At 42.9% G+C, this 16521-nt stretch carries 13 protein-coding genes; 7 read left to right on the plus strand and 6 right to left on the minus strand.

Translation table 11 applies throughout. The annotated features are described in order from the left end of the window. Window positions 1-166: 166 nt before the first annotated feature. Together N483_RS25660 and N483_RS25665 are read right to left on the minus strand one after the other, a co-directional pair. Window positions 167-1582, minus strand: a complete 1416-nt coding sequence (locus N483_RS25660) for an alanine/glycine:cation symporter family protein (protein WP_023400404.1) — start codon at window positions 1580-1582, stop codon at window positions 167-169. 148 nt (window positions 1583-1730) lie between these two features. Beyond that, the gene (locus tag N483_RS25665; RefSeq protein ID WP_023400405.1) at window positions 1731-2453 is read right to left on the minus strand and encodes a metal-dependent hydrolase; all 723 of its coding nucleotides are present in this window, start codon (window positions 2451-2453) and stop codon (window positions 1731-1733) included. A 318-nt stretch (window positions 2454-2771) separates the two neighbouring features. Between N483_RS25665 and N483_RS25670 the strand changes: the two genes are divergently transcribed. The 4 genes from N483_RS25670 (at window position 2772) to N483_RS25685 (ending at window position 8604) form a co-directional block, all read left to right on the plus strand. Continuing rightward, a complete protein-coding gene (locus N483_RS25670; protein ID WP_023400406.1) occupies window positions 2772-4247 on the plus strand; it encodes a metal-dependent hydrolase in 1476 nt (491 codons plus the stop codon). Between the two features lie 155 nt (window positions 4248-4402). Continuing rightward, entirely contained in the window at window positions 4403-4717 is a 315-nt protein-coding gene (locus N483_RS25675) for a hypothetical protein (RefSeq protein WP_023400407.1), read from the plus strand. Between the two features lie 262 nt (window positions 4718-4979). Next, window positions 4980-7769: a collagenase gene (locus N483_RS25680; protein ID WP_023400408.1), complete on the plus strand. Its 2790-nt coding sequence runs from the start codon at window positions 4980-4982 to the stop codon at window positions 7767-7769. 115 nt (window positions 7770-7884) lie between these two features. After that, window positions 7885-8604 (plus strand): transporter substrate-binding domain-containing protein, encoded by a 720-nt coding sequence (locus tag N483_RS25685; protein WP_172642418.1) that lies wholly within the window; start codon window positions 7885-7887, stop codon window positions 8602-8604. A gap of 31 nt (window positions 8605-8635) precedes the next feature. Here the strand turns inward: N483_RS25685 and gloA are convergent, their stop codons facing one another. The 4 genes from gloA to N483_RS25705 all read right to left on the minus strand — a co-directional run bounded on the left by gloA (window position 8636) and on the right by N483_RS25705 (window position 13279). After that, window positions 8636-9076 (minus strand): lactoylglutathione lyase, encoded by a 441-nt coding sequence (gene gloA / locus N483_RS25690; protein ID WP_023400410.1) that lies wholly within the window; start codon window positions 9074-9076, stop codon window positions 8636-8638. Between the two features lie 74 nt (window positions 9077-9150). Further along, window positions 9151-11100, minus strand: a complete 1950-nt coding sequence (locus N483_RS25695; protein ID WP_023400411.1) for a pre-peptidase C-terminal domain-containing protein — start codon at window positions 11098-11100, stop codon at window positions 9151-9153. A 5-nt stretch (window positions 11101-11105) separates the two neighbouring features. After that, window positions 11106-11783, minus strand: coding sequence for a DUF1566 domain-containing protein (locus tag N483_RS25700; protein ID WP_023400412.1), 678 nt, complete (start codon window positions 11781-11783; stop codon window positions 11106-11108). Further along, window positions 11780-13279, minus strand: coding sequence for an ethylbenzene dehydrogenase-related protein (locus tag N483_RS25705; RefSeq protein WP_023400413.1), 1500 nt, complete (start codon window positions 13277-13279; stop codon window positions 11780-11782). Before N483_RS25705 ends, N483_RS25700 begins: the two co-directional genes overlap by 4 nt. A gap of 160 nt (window positions 13280-13439) precedes the next feature. Here N483_RS25705 and N483_RS25710 point away from each other — a divergent pair, with 160 nt between their 5' ends. From N483_RS25710 to hda, 3 genes are all read left to right on the plus strand, one after another. Then, window positions 13440-14627 carry a GGDEF domain-containing protein gene (locus N483_RS25710; protein ID WP_023400414.1) on the plus strand — a complete coding sequence of 396 codons (1188 nt, stop codon included), beginning with the start codon at window positions 13440-13442 and terminating at the stop codon, window positions 14625-14627. Window positions 14628-14701: 74 nt separating this feature from the next. Beyond that, entirely contained in the window at window positions 14702-15760 is a 1059-nt protein-coding gene (locus N483_RS25715) for a DUF2066 domain-containing protein (protein ID WP_023400415.1), read from the plus strand. Next, the gene (hda, locus tag N483_RS25720) at window positions 15760-16464 is read left to right on the plus strand and encodes a DnaA regulatory inactivator Hda (protein WP_023400416.1); all 705 of its coding nucleotides are present in this window, start codon (window positions 15760-15762) and stop codon (window positions 16462-16464) included. Before N483_RS25715 ends, hda begins: the two co-directional genes overlap by 1 nt. Window positions 16465-16521: the final 57 nt, after the last annotated feature.

Below are 16521 nucleotides of genomic sequence, written 5' to 3' on the forward strand. Positions count from 1 at the left end.
TTTGAAATGTTATACTATAACAATTGTTGTTATTCACCGAATAGTAATGGAGTTGGTGGTTGGCTTTCATAAATGGCAGCTGAGACGTTGTGATTGAAACAGTGAGGGAATGCGGGGAAATCAAAAAAGCGGCAGATTGACCGCCGCTTTTTTTAAAGAGCAAATATTAATTGCGCCAAATTCCTTTAGGTAGGGTTTTAGCTATCTCTGGTCGACTACTAGGGTCAAACTTAGGCGTTTTGCCTTCTTTTAGCTGTGCCCTATAGTCTTTGGCAAGCCAAATAACAATGCCAGATAGCATAAATAGCGCAGCGACGTTAACAATGGCCATTAGGCCCATAGAGATATCTGCAAGTGTCCAAATAAGGCCTAGTTCACCTACGGCACCAAACATCACCATGCCTAACACACAAATACGGAACACCATCATCGCCATTTTGTTCTCTTGTAAGAACATCAAGTTGGTTTCAGCGTAACTGTAATTTGCCACGATAGACGTAAATGCGAAGAAGAAAATAGCCACTGCGATGAAGATTGCACCCCATTCACCTACGTGTTCAACCAACGCGGCCTGTGTAAGCGCAATACCAGTTACGCCTGAGTCGGGCACAAGCTGGTTTGAAAGTAAAACCAGTGCCGCCGTCGCACTACATATAACAATGGTATCTACGAATACACCAAGCATTTGTACATAGCCTTGTGATGCTGGGTGGTTTGGGTTAGGCGTTGCACTGGCCGCAGCATTTGCGGCGCTACCCATACCTGCTTCATTAGAGAATAAGCCGCGTTTAATACCTTGGATCATCGCCTGCATGACTGCGTAGCCTACTGCACCACCAGCGGCTTGCTCGAGTCCAAAGGCGCTATTGATGACCTGCATAAATACTTCTGGGAGCAACTCAAAATTGCTGAAGCAAACATAAAGTGCCACCATCAAGTAAGCCAATGCCATAAATGGCACAACAAGCTCAGCAAAACGAGCGATGGTTTTAAGGCCACCAAAAATGATGACAGCAGAGCCAATAACCAGCAAAATACCCATTACATACTTAGGTACATCGAATGCCACTTCAAAAGCTGCTGCAATGGAATTTGATTGTACTGCGTTAAATACTAAGCCAAAAGCTAGGATAAGACAGAGTGAGAACAAGATCCCCATCCAACGCTTGTTAAGGCCGTATTGCATATAATAAGCAGGGCCACCGCGGTAGTTACCCTCTTCATCTTTGATTTTATAAAGCTGAGCTAGTGCACTTTCAGCAAAGCTGGTCGCCATACCAATGAGTGCAATTAACCACATCCAAAAGATTGCGCCAGCGCCGCCTAAATAGAGTGCAACAGCAACGCCCGCCATATTACCAGTGCCAACACGTGCTGCGAGTGATGTACAAAAGGCTTGGAAAGAGGAGATCCCTTCGCCTGCGTTATTTCGGCTATTGGCCATGACTTTGATCATGTGTGGAAACTGGGCAAATTGAATAAACCCAAGTCGTATTGTAAAGAAAACACCAGCTGCGATGAGTAGATATATAAGAATATGTCCCCACAACAGGCCGCTGATTTGGTTAAAAAACTCAGCCATCGGATATCCTTTATTTAAGGTAACGAATAATTTTGAGGGCGTAACTTACCACAAATTGGCATGTATACGAAATTACTACGCCGAATTCAAATGTACAGTAAAGTTTGCATAGACCTCATTTACAGGGCCTTTGGCAGCAATGCGGCGACTAAGAAAACAGTTTAGGCCAAGATAGATTTTCTAAGTCAGGAAAAAAGCTGAGTGCTTGCAGTTTATCTGACCAGTCAATGAGCAGTGATGTAATGTCTGCAAAATAAGGCATAGCAAAGTAAATACAGCCAGCTGACACAGCGACCTGTGACAAGGAGGTAATAGGGTACCTTAAATCGAGCAGTTTCATTGCCGTGCCAAAAGAAGCCTTGAGCTCTTTATTGTCAATGTCGACGCTATAGCACTCATCTAAGATCAGGTGTGTTAGCGCACCCGTGCATACAAAAATGCTGGTCAACAATGCGGTGTGTAATGAGGTACCGAACAGAATAGAGCCGTGAAATGTAAGCAAACTAAACATCACAACGGCAGATATTGAATGCAGTGTTGCTCGATGGACCGTAAAGTGTTCAAAAATGGGTTTTATGAGATACATAAAGGTGACGTAGACCAGCAATCCTACTAACCACGTTTCAGTCACCGAACTAAATTTGTAATTGAGTATAAGGATACCAGCAACCAAAATTGCAAATACGCTAAACAGACTATTCAAGGATCTGGATTTGTCTGAATCAAGATCGGGCAATAGACCTGCAAGTGCACCAACGATGAACAGTCCAAGTGCCCCAAAACCATTGATCTCTCCCATACTAAGCAACACAGAGCTCAAAGTCGCACTCACTACAGTCGATGCTTTAAGGTGAGTAGAAAAATTTGCCATTTTACTTCCAAGTAATTGATTAAGTTAACGAATAAAGGACACTTTTGATTTTCGTCTAGTGTACAGCAAAAGTGACCTTGCGCACACGCCTAAGTGTGACATGAAGTAGTTTGAAGGAGTAATTGCGAAAGTATGCTGAGTTTATCGTCAAAGATATTGCATTGAGGTGTATAGCTTACACTTGGGACTGTAATAAGGTGTAATGTTCTTTATTCATACAGTTGGCTAGCCTAAAGCAATTAAGCACGCATAGACAAGCGTATTAGCCGAAATTCCATGTTGAGCCTGTCAATAAATGACACTAGGAGTGAGCCTACAATGCACTTTCTCAACCCCATGTTGCAAAATCACCCGATGGAAAGCTCATTTATTCAGACATGGCTTAATCGACTTGCGGATAAATACACACCGTCTCTAATTCAATCTTATGATAACGTCTGTGCCCACGTTGAATCTGGTCCCTATATTGATATTTACGACGCTCGCCATGGCAGCGTCATATATCGAGAGTTTTCAGAGGTTTTAAACACGGTTGAGGCAATCTCTATCTATAATGGTCAATTACTGGGTTTTGGCTCATTTGCTGATGTTTATGGCAGTGCTAAATCTCATTCGGCGATGGTGAGACTGCATCGGTTGCCGCCCGGGGAAGCCATTGCGCCGAGTTGCGTTAACGTGCACTGTTATCTTGTGGAGTCTGCATTGTGTCGACATTATGCAGATCTTGGTTTATTTGGCTTGTGTGGCAGTGCAAAGCGGGTACTCCAAGATTATAACTTAGATTATGTACACAACGCGCTTGATTACTTAAATTGCAGTTTAGACAAACATGACTGCTTATTCTGCTTTGGTTTAGATCCATATTTGCTTAATTGGGGCAAGCCTTTGGGGGAGCTGAATGTAGCGGCGCTTGATGCGCTTGATTTGGGTCGTCCAGTTTGTATTGTTAGCAATAACTTTTCAGTGGCTTTTGTCAATTCTGCGCTAATCAACCAAATCAGGCAAAGTGCGATTGGTCACTCACCTTCGTTCAAGAGCTTTATTGATTCAATAAACAAGCATGGCTACGTCAACGCTGAGGGAATGTCTATGTTGCCGTGGGCATTCAGTGAAAAAGAGTTATTATGGCATTTGACCGCTTTGCCAGAAACATTCGGTGCCATAGTTGAACTTGGGCGTAAACAAGGTGTGAGTCACTTTGAAGTGGCACTACAAAGCCACTTTGTTGATCTCTTGTTCAAAAACCTGGTATCGAATGAGCCCTCTCAGCGGGCTTTTTCAGCTTACTATACATATCAAAGTTACATAGATGAATTGGCTCGCTTGGATCACTGTGAGGTGATGAAGACTCCCCAGTTAACGCGTTTGAATAAGACCACTTCCGTCGCTCTGACGGTGGGTCGCTTAGCCACGTGTGGGTATAAATGGGTACATGACTATCACTATGACGAGCTATTTGTGCCCTGTAGCAGTATTTTACGCAACGGCAGTAATTTGTGCTTACACAGTGACTTTCCTCGAGAGCCTGTTAGCCCTCTCCGGCTAGCAGAGATAGCAACAGAGCGTGACATTGAGGCTATGCCCCACAACTACTCTTGTGATGAGCGGACACTTGACCCTGGACAATGTATTACTCCAACAGAAGCGCTTAGGGCCGTTACCCACGGTGCCGCATGGCATGCAAAAATAGCTAGTTTTAATACTGAAGGCGGCGCTGCACATTATATGAAACTTGACGGTGATCCGCTTTGTGATAAAAAAAAATGGCGTGATATCAAGGTCACATTGCTCTAGATTGTAGCGAATGTATTCAAAAACACATTTAGATACGATTTGTATCCAATTCGTGACGGATCTTCAATCAAAAAAGTGCTTAAATTTAAGCTGTAATGGAGTGTAATAATTTCATATGTCACAATGAAGTTAAGTTTCAGTGCTAGGGCGCAATTATGATTGTAACTATATTTAAATCATTATTTTTTAAAGCTTTGAAGAATGAAGCTAGTAGAAAAATAGCTAAATCCGTGGTGGATGGGTGTGTCGATAAAGGAGTCGACTATTTAAAAAATCGCGGACAAGCGAATACCTCTGAGAGCACTTCATTTGATACCTATGGTTTAATTACAGGGTTAAATAATCTGACTAAAAGAAATTTACCTGATGGTGACTACCCATTGCGGCTAGAAAAGCAGACTTTGCTTGTCACCATGCGAAACCAAGGTATTGTTCATATTCAATATATAGATAACTCAATGACGCAGTAATTTGTCCAACTTAACATCGCATACCTATTGGGCTGATATGTGTTTATAAACTCCTCGTTTAACCTGTTTTAGCTGAGTAACATCGATGCTAAAACACGTGTCTTTTGAAGAATAATTCAGTTTTCTAAATACCAAAATAAAGAATTTAATACGCTGTTTATGAAATAATAATATATAAAATATATTGTATGCAATATTGCGTTTATGTTAAAAAAGTGTTCCCGGTTAGCGGGTTTGGATACACACATAAAAAGGTAATATTATGAAACTAAAAGCAATTGCTTTATCAATGCCGCTGTTGGCATGTAGTTTACAAATACATGCTCATGACGCTGCACAGCGTACGTTTAAACCATTGACAACATCACAGCCAATTCAATTAAGCCATGGTGACGAGCATAAGTCACAGCATCGTGATGACTCACCAACGGCGCAAACTGAATATAGGCATAGCACACAAACTATTTTAACAACACCTATGATGGTATCTGCGAGCAATGTCGCTGTACTTCAATGCGATATTAATCAACTCGCGCAGGCTGGTGCTGGTGATATTGCAGCAGCAGTAGTGCAACAAGGTGCAAGTTGCGTCAATGAATTATTTAGTGCCTCCAGTACGATTCAAACATCTGTATTTACCACAGCTAAAATGAGCGCAGCTGCACAATATGCAAAGTCATTGGCTGCTAACTACGATGGCAACGGCAGTGCGGAACTTGAAGCGTTATTTCTCTTTATTCGAGCAGGGTACTATGTTGAGTTTTACAATGATTCAGTCAGTTTTGGCGCTGAGTTAAAGGCGGTTGTGCGCAGTGCCATAGACGGTTTTGTTAATAATCAGCACTTTTATAACAATTCTGATGCCCACGGTGAGGTGCTCAAAGAAGTCATCACCACAATGGACTCGTCAGAAATGCAAGACATTTACCTACCTGTTGTAAAATCTTGGTTAAAAAAATGGGACCAGAGTTATGCGGACAAGTGGCATATGCGTAGTGCGGTAAATGGAGTATTTACCATTCTTTATCGAGGCCAATGGAACAATGAATTTGTGACATTGGTGCAATCGGATACCGATCTAGTCGCAACGTTAGAAGCATTTACTAAGCAAAGTTGGATGATTGGTTCAGACGCAGAATACTTGATAGTAAACTCAGCCAGCGAGCTGGCGAGACTAAAAACTTACAAGAATGCGCCTATACAACCGCTTATCGATACTGCTCTAAAAGGGCTTTTTAGCCGTTACCAAAGTTTTGGCTACGGTGATGGTATATGGTTGGCAGCTGCCGATGTCGCCACTTACTATGCGGATTGTGAAACGTTTGGCATATGTAATTTTGAACAAGCACTGACGGAAAAGGCGCTGTCTCAAACTCATCAATGTAGCCCCACGATAAGGATTAGATCACAAAATATGACACCGGGGCAACATCTTTCGGCTTGCCAAACAATGGCGTTAGAAGAGACCCGCTTTCATAACATGTTAGCTACCAATCAAATCCCTGTAGCCGATGACAATAACACCATGCTGCAAGTTAATATTTTTGATAGCAGTGGTGATTATGGCAAATACGCCAAAGCGATATTTAAAATAGACACCAATAATGGCGGTATGTATCTCGAAGGTGATCCGAGTAAAGTCGGCAACCAAGCAAACTTTGTAGCCTATGAAGCGAGCTATGCAAAAGCGGATCACTTTGTATGGAATCTAGAGCACGAGTATGTTCACTATCTTGATGGCCGATTTGATTTATATGGAGATTTCAATGCGCCAACAGAAGCCATCGTGTGGTGGAGTGAAGGGGTGGCTGAATATGTTGCTAACTTAAATGACAATCAAGCGGCCATTGATACCATTAAAGATGGCAGCACTTATCGATTGAATGAAATTTTTGCGACCACGTATGCTGGGTTCGATCAGGATAGGATCTATCGCTGGGGTTATCTGGCTGTCCGCTTTATGTTCGAACGGCACTTTGAAGAGCTCAAAGTCATGCTCTCTCAAACTCGGCAGGGAAATTGGTCAGGTTACAAAGCCACCGTTGATGAGTGGGCACAGCGTTATGATCAAGAGTTTACGCAGTGGACGCAGGAGCTCGCTGGGGGTAGTGACAACAAAGCGCCGATTGTATCAATCAATGGTCCTTATTCTGGAAGCGTCGGCAGTGACGTAGTATTTAGTAGCCAAGGTAGTTCCGATCCGGAAGGTCAAGCTCTGTCTTACTTGTGGCAGTTTGGTGATGGTAATCAAAGTACGGATGCAAACCCACGACATAGCTATCGTAGTGCAGGAACTTTCAATGTTTCACTAACAGTGAGTGATCCGCAAGGTGCGCAAACCAGTGCATCGACTACCGTTTCAGTATCTCAAAGCGGTGATGAAGTCGTTGTATTACAAAAGGCACAGGCAGTTTCGGTAGCTGGACAGCAAGATGCGTTAAAATACTTCAAGATTAACCTACCTGCTGGTGCGACGGATCTGTCAGTGGCAATGTCTGGAGGAACTGGTGATGCAGATCTTTATGTTAGACATGGGCAACTCCCCACACTGAATGACTATGACTGTCGTCCATATGTCGGCGGCAATGCTGAGCGCTGCGACATTGCACTGCCAGTAAGTGGTGACTACTTCGTTATGTTGCGTGGTTACAATGCATTTGACAACGTCACATTAGTTGCCGATTTCACAGGGCCTAGTGCAACTCTACCAGATGTATGTAAAACTCAAGGCGGTTTATCTGGTGGAAGAGTGACAGCGGGCACACCAATTTGTATGGCAAGCCAAGAGTCACTGTGGTTTAGCTTGGAGAATGTTCAAGGACAAGGCTCAATTAGTATTGAAACTGCGCATGGCAGTGGAGACCTTAGTTTAGAATATAGCAATCAAGGTTGGCCAAATGAGTCAAATGTGGAAGCTCGTTCGACAAATGAGGGCAATGGGGAGTGCATCAACTTATCTGGGCAAAGTCAGTACTGGGGGTATCTCAAAGTATCCGGTACCCATCAGGGCGCAACGCTACTTGTTAAGTATAATGAGGGGAATTGCAGCTAACTTTATTGTTTAAAACTTGATGACTGAACGGCGACAAGATAAATTTAATCTTAGAACCGTTTAGTCATTATTAGAGTTTATGTTGCTAAAGATACTTTTGCTGTGTGGGGTTGTCTTGACGTCATTAAAAGTGATGGGGGCGCAACCTGAACGACTCAATCTGTATACATATCATGATAAGCCGCCTTATATAGAGAGCTTAACTGCTAAAAAAGGCCTGTATTTTGATATCGTCAATTTGCTGAATGAGTTTCAGCCAAATATAAAATATGAGCTGGTGCTTTTAACAAAAGAGCAGATCCGCCAAGCTCTGGATAGAGACCGCTTGGAAGGAGCTGTATTAGGTGTAAACCCGGCATGGTTTGGCGATATTGAGCTGCAAAAGTTTATTTGGAGCGATCCGCTTTTTTACGATACAGATGAATTTGTCTCGAGTATCAAAACCCCGTTTGAGTACCATGATCAAACGTCCTTACATGGCAAAAAATATGGCGGTGTTGAAGGGTACTTTTATCCAAAATTAGCTGAAGCAGAACGACGCGAAAAGCTCACACGTGTTAATGCAAAAAGTGAAAAGCAGCTGCTAGAGCTTATTTTACAGCAACAACTGGACTTTGCGGTTGTAAGCCGACCGACATTTTTTTACTTTGCTAAGAAAAACGGCTGGTGGACGAGTCTGTCACTGTCACATCAAGCTCATCAAAAGTACTACAGAGCACTACTTGTGCCAAAATCGCAAAAGCAAAAATTTACCCAGCTACTCAATACAACGGGCTCGATAGGGTTCAAAAAATACATGAAAGAGTTGGTGAGTTCTTACCATATTGCGGATTGATGTAGCGGGCTTGATACCCGCTTTGATTTAGTTACCAAGAACCCGTGTTTGGCATTGAAAGCCAAGGCTCTTGAGGGGGAAGTGGCTCATCTTTTTGTAACAGTTCAATAGAGATCCCATCAGGTGATTGGATAAATGCCATATGGCCGCATCGAGGCGGGCGGTTAATGGTCACCCCTGCTTGTTGAATTTGTTCACAAAGGGCATAAATGTCATCGACTGCAAATGCTAGATGGCCGAAGTTTCTACCGCCAGTGTAATCTTCGGTATCCCAGTTGTATGTTAGCTCAATGGTAGGTGAGAAAGTTTCTTTTGCTTGTTCAAGTTGACCTGGTGCTGCTAAAAAAACCAGAGTGAATCTACCTTTTTCGCTTTCTTTGCGTTTGATTTCTACGAGCCCCAATAGGTCGCAGTAAAACTTAAGTGATGCGTCTAAATCTTTTACGCGCACCATGGTATGTAAAAAGTTCATAAATTGCCCCTTGTGATTATGCCCAACATAATATGGGCAATCTTCAACTTCACAAGAGGCAAATTGTGCTTTGATTAATATTCAGCGCTGAGTGTTACGCCACTATATGCCTCATACGCTCTAACACCTAAGTGCCATGTGCCCGCACCAGGGTTGGTAATGGTACACGTTTCAGTATTACCATTTTCGTAAGGGCGGCACTCATAACTTGATGTAGTAGGTTGACTGTTTAAGCGAATATACAGATCGGCATCCCCCGTACCACCACTAATTTTAACTGTGAGCTTACTGGCCCCTGCGGGTACTTCAAAAGTTTTGAAGTTCCAATTAGATTTGTTCGCTGAAAGACCTGTCCATTGCTGCTTGTTACCCGGGTTAGTTACTGTGCTATAGGAGCCAACCAAAGAAACACCACTGTACGTGGCATATCCATTAAGCATGACATAATAAGTACCAGTTTGAACTGTTGAGATAGTACAAGACTCATTATTACCATCTTTATATGGACGACAGTCATAACTGGATGTTGTTGGCTCTGCGCCAAACTTAACATACATGTCGACATCACCAGTTCCACCGCTGGATGTGAAAGACAATTGATTAGCATTGGCTGGCACGTCCATGGTGTAAATGACTTTGCTGCCTTTTGCTCCGCTCAAACCTGTGGCAGGTACGTCATTTTCAAGCACATTGGGAAGCGGTTTATCTGGTGTATCAATGATAGATAATCCTGTTGCACTTTGCACCAGAGGTAATACGTCACCTAGCCCACTTGCATACCACCAGTTTACGTTACTTGGCAGTGCAAGAGGATCCGCAGCACGTTGTTCGCGAGTCAAAGTATTCGTGGAAGAAGCAAACTGAGCAGTTCTCACTTCCATTTTTGACGGGGTAACGGACAAAACTTTGAATTGCTGTATGCTTGCAAGGTCAATGGTCCATGATTTTGGGTCATTGGCTGAGCGTGCTGGTGCTCCCCAACTACCTTCTCCAACATAAACTGTACCGCCGGTTGTGGTTTTGACAAAGTTGCTGCCCGAAGGTTTTAACGCTTCGGTAATTTTGTTGATATGGGTATCTGATTCAACCACTAAGTTCATTGCATTGTCGAAAAAGCTGTTTGCCCACCAAGTATGTAAAATGGTGTTGTCCGACTTGCCTGAATAGTGCGGGTACATAGGTTTGTGGTATTGCGCGACGCGCCATTTAGCATTGCCACCTTGGCTTTGTAAGTCTTGTTTTAGCCAATTGTTCATGGCTGTCGCATAGCTTGACCAGCCGCTGTTTTTATATTGGCTATTTAACGTATAAACACGTAAGAGATTGGTCACATTAAATGCGCCATAGGTGTCCTTATTGGTACATTGACCATCGCTATCATAATCGACACCAAATACTTGACATAACGTTTTGTAGTTATCGTCTTCATGATTACCATGGGTGGCAATAAATGGGTAAACTCGTTTATAACTTTGTCCGCCGATTTGGTCACTAGAGAAAGTCAGTTGCCAATCTTTGAGGTACTCTTTCATCTCTGAAGCTGAGTTGGCATTGGTGTAGTCACCACCGTGCATAATGAACAGGGGACGAATTTTCGCGACCATTTGATTTCCGGCACGACGTGTTGTCCAACCGGTGCGAGTATCACCGCCAGCTATGGCAACAAAGCCAGTTGATGTTGTATTTGGCGCAGTTTTAAACCACAAGTGCTGGCCACATCCTGTGCTATCACAGACACGATAATAGATGGCTGAGTCAGCAGGCAGCCCAGTTAGTTTGACAAATTGGCTACTTAAACTGCCGTCAAAGGTATGGCTAGCGGTTACCGATTTGGTTGTCCAGCTGGACTCGTTTGTACTTGTGCCATATTTGACGACATGGTTTGACCCGCCGGCAGGCGTAAATCCAATAGTAGCTTGGCTACTCGGGTTTCCATCCCAAATAATACGATGATAATCACTACCAGCATAGCTGGTACCTGCCATGAGTATCGTTGACGTGAGGCCTAAATAAAGCGCTCTCATAGTGCTTATTCCTGTTTATGTTGTGTAATAGTTGTGCGACGACTTATCTGCGGTGAAGTATTTGCTGCTGGTAGATCTGCGACCAGCATCACAAATGCGGCGTTTCGATATGGGAGTGTATAGCGCTTACCAAAATGAAAGTTAATTGCGGTAGCGCCAACCCCTTTCTGTCGATATTGCTTTGGCAAAGGCTGATTATGTTCGGATGTCCAATAGTCTCCCTGTTTGATGTGAATAAAAAAGTCATTGGCGATATGAGGTTGAGCCGGCGATGTTGGGTTTTGAATTAAGCTGCTAAGCTCGGTGGCCGTGGGCAATCGCCAATTACTTTGATCACAGAGTGTTTGTTCATTGGTGCGACGGATCAGATCGCTGGTATCGCAGCGATCGGGTTCATAGTAACAGTCACCGAAGTTGCGCTTCCCTTGCACGCCATCAAACCAAGAGTAAGTCCAATAACCATCATGGATGCTTTCGTTGTCAGTTTTTACTTCCCACAATAATTGATTTTGTTTATCTAATACGCAGGCCCAAGGGCCCTGCCAAGGCGAGAGGTGTACACCGTCATAGGTCACTTTGGTAAAGCGTTTATGTTGGCTCAATTTGGGTTGAGCTTGCGGCAATAAGCAAATACCGATGAATAGGGTAACGATTATGGCGGATAGTATGAGTCTTCGGATCACAGTGAATACCTCAGCTTGATTGCTTTTATGTGGCGTGTATGCGCAATTTGTGCGTGATCAAACGCCGATACCCACATACATGTGCCTGTTTGCAGTGGAATGTCATACTGAGAGTGAGTATTGTGTTTTCTAACTAGTTCCAGCGTCCAACGCCCGTTAGACCATTCCCCTCGGGCTCGAACGTCAGCTCGATCGCCTTCAAATCGATTAGAACGATACAAAACGGAAGGTAAAAAAGTACCAACTGGATAGGTATCTTGTGTTTCCTGATAGGGTTTAGAGCCAAACCAAGGCAGTACTTCTAGGTGTGATTGCGGCGTATTAGGCAAGCGTTTTGGCGATATGCCTTTGGCGCTGTACCATTGCCAATTCATTACATAAGCACCGCTTTCTTTTCCGTCTGCTTGATATCCTGCTGAGTATCTGCGCTTGCCCTTGAGGTGCTCACTAGGTGGACCTATAAAATTATCATCGGCTAGGTACATGTCATTGGTCCTAACCGCCTTCCAGTGCCATAAGTCACGAACATGGCCGTCTAAGCTGGCGTGATAACCTTTGCCGTGCCAGTTTTTAGGCTTGTTTTTGATTGGCTTATCGCCAGAATGAAAGGTTTTGTCTCCAGCGATTTCGCATCCACTTGAAAGCATCACTGCAAATTTATCTTCGTAAAAGGTGCGCTCGTCAAATCGATAAAAGCCATTTTCCTGTACCTGCCAACCATTGTCTGTTTTTAGCAAGGGTAAGTGATTGGTACTTTTAGACTCATCTAGCCAAGATATCAGAAAGTAGCTCTCATATTGATTTGCCAGCGCTTTTATGGACACTTGCGTTGCACCATCGGTAAAGTTTGCGCCACCTATGGTAGTCACAGTAAAGGTGGGAGCTTGTTGCCACTGAGGTTCATTGGCTTTTCCATCAATGTCGATGAGTACCGAATCTTCAATGGTTAATACATTTAGCTGATGGCTGGCATTTAGGGTCAACGTATGGATAAAATATCCAACTGCGACCAAGCAGACTATCCCACTGCAGTGGCGCAAATTTAAGCGTTTAGGAAGTAATACTGACAGTACGGTACGACCTTTTTGCAATATGTACATCCACGCATGCAAAACGAAATAGGCGATCATCAGCCACATTGCAATTTGGTGGATAGGCCGAAAAATTTGGCTGTAAATATTTGCCCAAATACACCAACCAGATAGCGTAGCAGACAGCAGTGCGATATAACCTAGGTAGTTGATCAATTTGTGATATGTTGAAGGATAGCTTCGCAAGGGGCTACGAATGGAATAGCAAACGTAGTATATAATTAGGAGTGTAATACCCACTGCAAAGCCCAGATGCCATATATGCATCTCACCTTGCGGTAACAAGACAGAGATAGGTGTTAACCAATCTTGACTAATGATGGCAATTCTAAAGCCTGTTATGATGTTGCCGATAACCACAAGAATGGCAACCACATGCAAGACAATGAATGTTTGTCGGTCCATGAAGGTGTTCATATAATTATTGTTTTTGTAAATTTAGTGTAAATTACAATGTTTACATAAATGTGTCATTTTTCAAATACTGCAAAAGGTTAAAGTTTTGACTAAACTTTGAGCAGTTAGGCTTAGTGAATAGCGTCAACAAGTTACAGAGGGATACGCGATGGAAAAAATAGCTGTAGAGGCTGTAGATAGCGGCTATGTGATCGATAGCATGACGGACATAGTAGCGTGTTTGAATACATCTGATTCAATTCAACGCTTCTTATTGGATATTCATTGCATCTTACAAAAAGTAACCTACGCAGATAATTTTTATGTTGTTTTATATCAAGAGAATGGCCGTTTATCTTTCCCATACTTTCACGATGTAAAAGATGATATTCAAGCAGAAGAGCTGGATAATCTGTCCTTAGACGATATTTCGCACTCGTTGACTGCATTTGCGTTAAAGTCTCACAAGGTATGTAATTTTAAACAAAAAGACATAGAGCAGTTAATTGAATCAAATGAGGTCAGCATACTGGGCTCGGTGCCAAAGCAGTGGCTTTGTTTTCCGCTAGTTAACCGCAATCAACATCTTGGCGCGTTTATTATTCAGTCTTATCGAAAAGAAAATGAATATTCGGGAATGATTGTGGACGTGCTGTACACCATTAGTCATGTGATCTCCTCAGCGCTTGATGCATTCAATAATCAACAGGCCTTAATTGAGGCCAATCGAGCGTTGCAAAATTACCAATCTGAGTTGGAAGTGAAAGTGCAAGAGCGCACCTCAGAGTTAAAAGAAAGCTTAAACAAATTGGAACACGAAATAGAAGTCAGGGAATCACTCCAACAACAATTAGAGCATGACTCTTTGCATGATAGCCTTACGGGACTTGCCAATCGAAAGTACTTATTTAAGGAGTTGGAGCGACTGTCAGCACGTTCACAGCGTAATGACACGTTAGTTTATATTTTATATCTAGATCTTGATGATTTTAAGCCTGTAAATGATAACCATGGTCATCAAAGTGGCGATCTTGTGCTCAAAACGGTAAGTGATCGTTTAATTCAAACATTGAGAAGCTACGACTTTATTTGCCGATTAGGTGGTGATGAGTTTGTAGTAATGTTGACAGAACAAATAGAGCGCGAGTCACTGACTTTACTTGCTGAACGCATGTTACAATCACTCTCTGCACCAATTAAATTAGACTCGGGTATTGAGGTGCAGTGTGGGTGCAGTATTGGTATTGCATCAGTCATTAATCAATCATTTGATGCTCAGGCATTAATCCATGATGCGGATCTTGCCCTATACGAAGCAAAAGGCAGAGGGAAAAATCAGATCTATTTTGCCAAGTAAATGTATCGCCACAGCTTTACCAGCGTGTATGATTGCATTAGGATCAAACTTTATTTTTGTTTAGATGGTTGCTAATGGCACAAAAACTCTTCTTAATTTGTCTATTTTGGATGTGCGGATCCGCGATCGCGATAGAAGTAACAGATCTATATGAAGCAACGCTTGTGGTGGATGATAAAACCCGTGCGACCAGAGCGAAAGCGAGTCAAGATGCCCTTGATCAAGTAATTAAAAAGCTCACGGGCAAGGCGGGACACAGCAATCACCCTTTGATCAAAAAAAGTAAGCGGCGGATCTCTGACTATATGCTCAAGTATGAGTACATAGAGCACAGCAACCAAGAACTTAAGATCCGAGTGCGATTTGAAGCTGAAAAAGTTGAGAATTTAGTTCGAGAAAGCGGCTTTGGCTTGTGGGGAAATAGACGCCCACTAATTGCTATTTGGCTCGTCATCGAAGACAACCTACGAAGAGACTTTGTCACGCAAGAAAGTTATCCGCAGTTAGAGCGTCTAATATACGACACAGCAGCGGAGTGGGGGATCCCAGTGGTTGTGCCACTGATGGATCTAACTGATCGCGCTCAAGTTGGAATTGCAGAGGTGTGGGGAAATTTCTCAGAGCCTGTTGAAGCGGCATCGGCGCGTTACAACGCAGAGCGGGTGATCACAGGACGTCTTTTCAAACAACCGAACTCAAGCAGTTGGCAATTAGATTGGCGTTATACAGACGCGGATATGTTTGAATCGGTGCAACTGGTTGGCGATAAACAACAACTACTTATCGCCATGGTCAACGACATGTCAGCTGCGTTGGCGAGCGAATATATTATTGACCCAACTAAATCATATGCGACGAACAGCACAGTGATCACTGTGGATGGGCTAAGGACCTTTGACAAAATAGAACGAGCTAAAAGAGAGTTATTGACCATTAGTACAGTAAATAGCGTCGATGTGATTTATCGCAACAAACAACAAGTGCAGTTTGAAGTAGAACATTTATCGTCGGTATCAGATTTGCAAAAGTCACTCAAATTGGAGCAATCTTTTGAGGTTTATGTTGACCCACGAGCCTTTCACCAAGTGGTAAGCTCCTCGAATTTAAGGTACAGCTGGGTAGGGCAGCAATAATGTTAGATCCTATGCAGTTAGCTTTACCTGTTACTTTGCCTGATGATGAAACCTTTACCTCCTATTTTGGAGGTGAAAAATCACTGGAAGTAACACATTTAAAAAAAGCACTCAGTGATATTCAAAAAGACTTTCAGTTTACTTATTTGTGCGGTTTAGCTGACTCTGGCAAATCGCATTTGTTGTACGCAACATGTATTCATGCGCAGGAGCTCGGGCTCTCAACTATTTTGTTATCGCTGCGTGAAGTAATTAAATTTGGCCCGGATGTGCTGGAAGGGTTAGATGCATTGGATGTTGTTTGCATAGATGATGTTCATTTAGTCGCTGGTGATGACGCGATGGAAAAAGCACTATTTAATTTTTTTAACCGTTTTAACGAGGCTGGAAAGTGTCTTGTTATGACCGCCGATTTACTACCTAACATGCTCAATATTACACTGCCGGATTTAGAATCGCGCCTTACTTGGGGGACCACGTTTCAAATTCGTTCGATGAGTGATGATGATAAAGCTGAAGCATTGGTTAAGCGTGCGAACATGCGGGGGCTTGAATTAAGTGACGAATGTGCTCGATTTTTACTGACCAGATTAAGTCGAGATATGCGCGCATTGTTGGATGTTTTAGACAAGTTAGACCATGCATCTATGGCTGCACAGCGAAAACTTACCATTCCTTTTATAAAAGCCACCCTAAAGCTGTGAATTTGGGCTAGAATCTAGCCCTATCTTTCAGTTATCATAACTGATTCAGAAAAGGCA

Source organism: Pseudoalteromonas luteoviolacea NCIMB 1944 (assembly GCF_001625565.1).
Lineage (GTDB): Bacteria > Pseudomonadota > Gammaproteobacteria > Enterobacterales > Alteromonadaceae > Pseudoalteromonas > Pseudoalteromonas luteoviolacea_F.

What these genes read in the sequence shown, in the direction of transcription:
- N483_RS25660 (WP_023400404.1), bottom strand. Translation starts at nt 1,582, where the DNA reads ATGGCTGAGTTTTTTAACCAAATCAGCGGCCTGTTGTGGGGACATATT.
- N483_RS25695 (WP_023400411.1), bottom strand. Translation starts at nt 11,100, where the DNA reads ATGAGAGCGCTTTATTTAGGCCTCACGTCAACGATACTCATGGCAGGT.
- N483_RS25715 (WP_023400415.1), top strand. Translation starts at nt 14,702, where the DNA reads ATGGCACAAAAACTCTTCTTAATTTGTCTATTTTGGATGTGCGGATCC.
- hda (WP_023400416.1), top strand. Translation starts at nt 15,760, where the DNA reads ATGTTAGATCCTATGCAGTTAGCTTTACCTGTTACTTTGCCTGATGAT.
- N483_RS25710 (WP_023400414.1), top strand. Translation starts at nt 13,440, where the DNA reads ATGGAAAAAATAGCTGTAGAGGCTGTAGATAGCGGCTATGTGATCGAT.
- N483_RS25670 (WP_023400406.1), top strand. Translation starts at nt 2,772, where the DNA reads ATGCACTTTCTCAACCCCATGTTGCAAAATCACCCGATGGAAAGCTCA.
- N483_RS25680 (WP_023400408.1), top strand. Translation starts at nt 4,980, where the DNA reads ATGAAACTAAAAGCAATTGCTTTATCAATGCCGCTGTTGGCATGTAGT.
- N483_RS25705 (WP_023400413.1), bottom strand. Translation starts at nt 13,279, where the DNA reads ATGGACCGACAAACATTCATTGTCTTGCATGTGGTTGCCATTCTTGTG.
- N483_RS25665 (WP_023400405.1), bottom strand. Translation starts at nt 2,453, where the DNA reads ATGGCAAATTTTTCTACTCACCTTAAAGCATCGACTGTAGTGAGTGCG.
- N483_RS25675 (WP_023400407.1), top strand. Translation starts at nt 4,403, where the DNA reads ATGATTGTAACTATATTTAAATCATTATTTTTTAAAGCTTTGAAGAAT.
- gloA (WP_023400410.1), bottom strand. Translation starts at nt 9,076, where the DNA reads ATGAACTTTTTACATACCATGGTGCGCGTAAAAGATTTAGACGCATCA.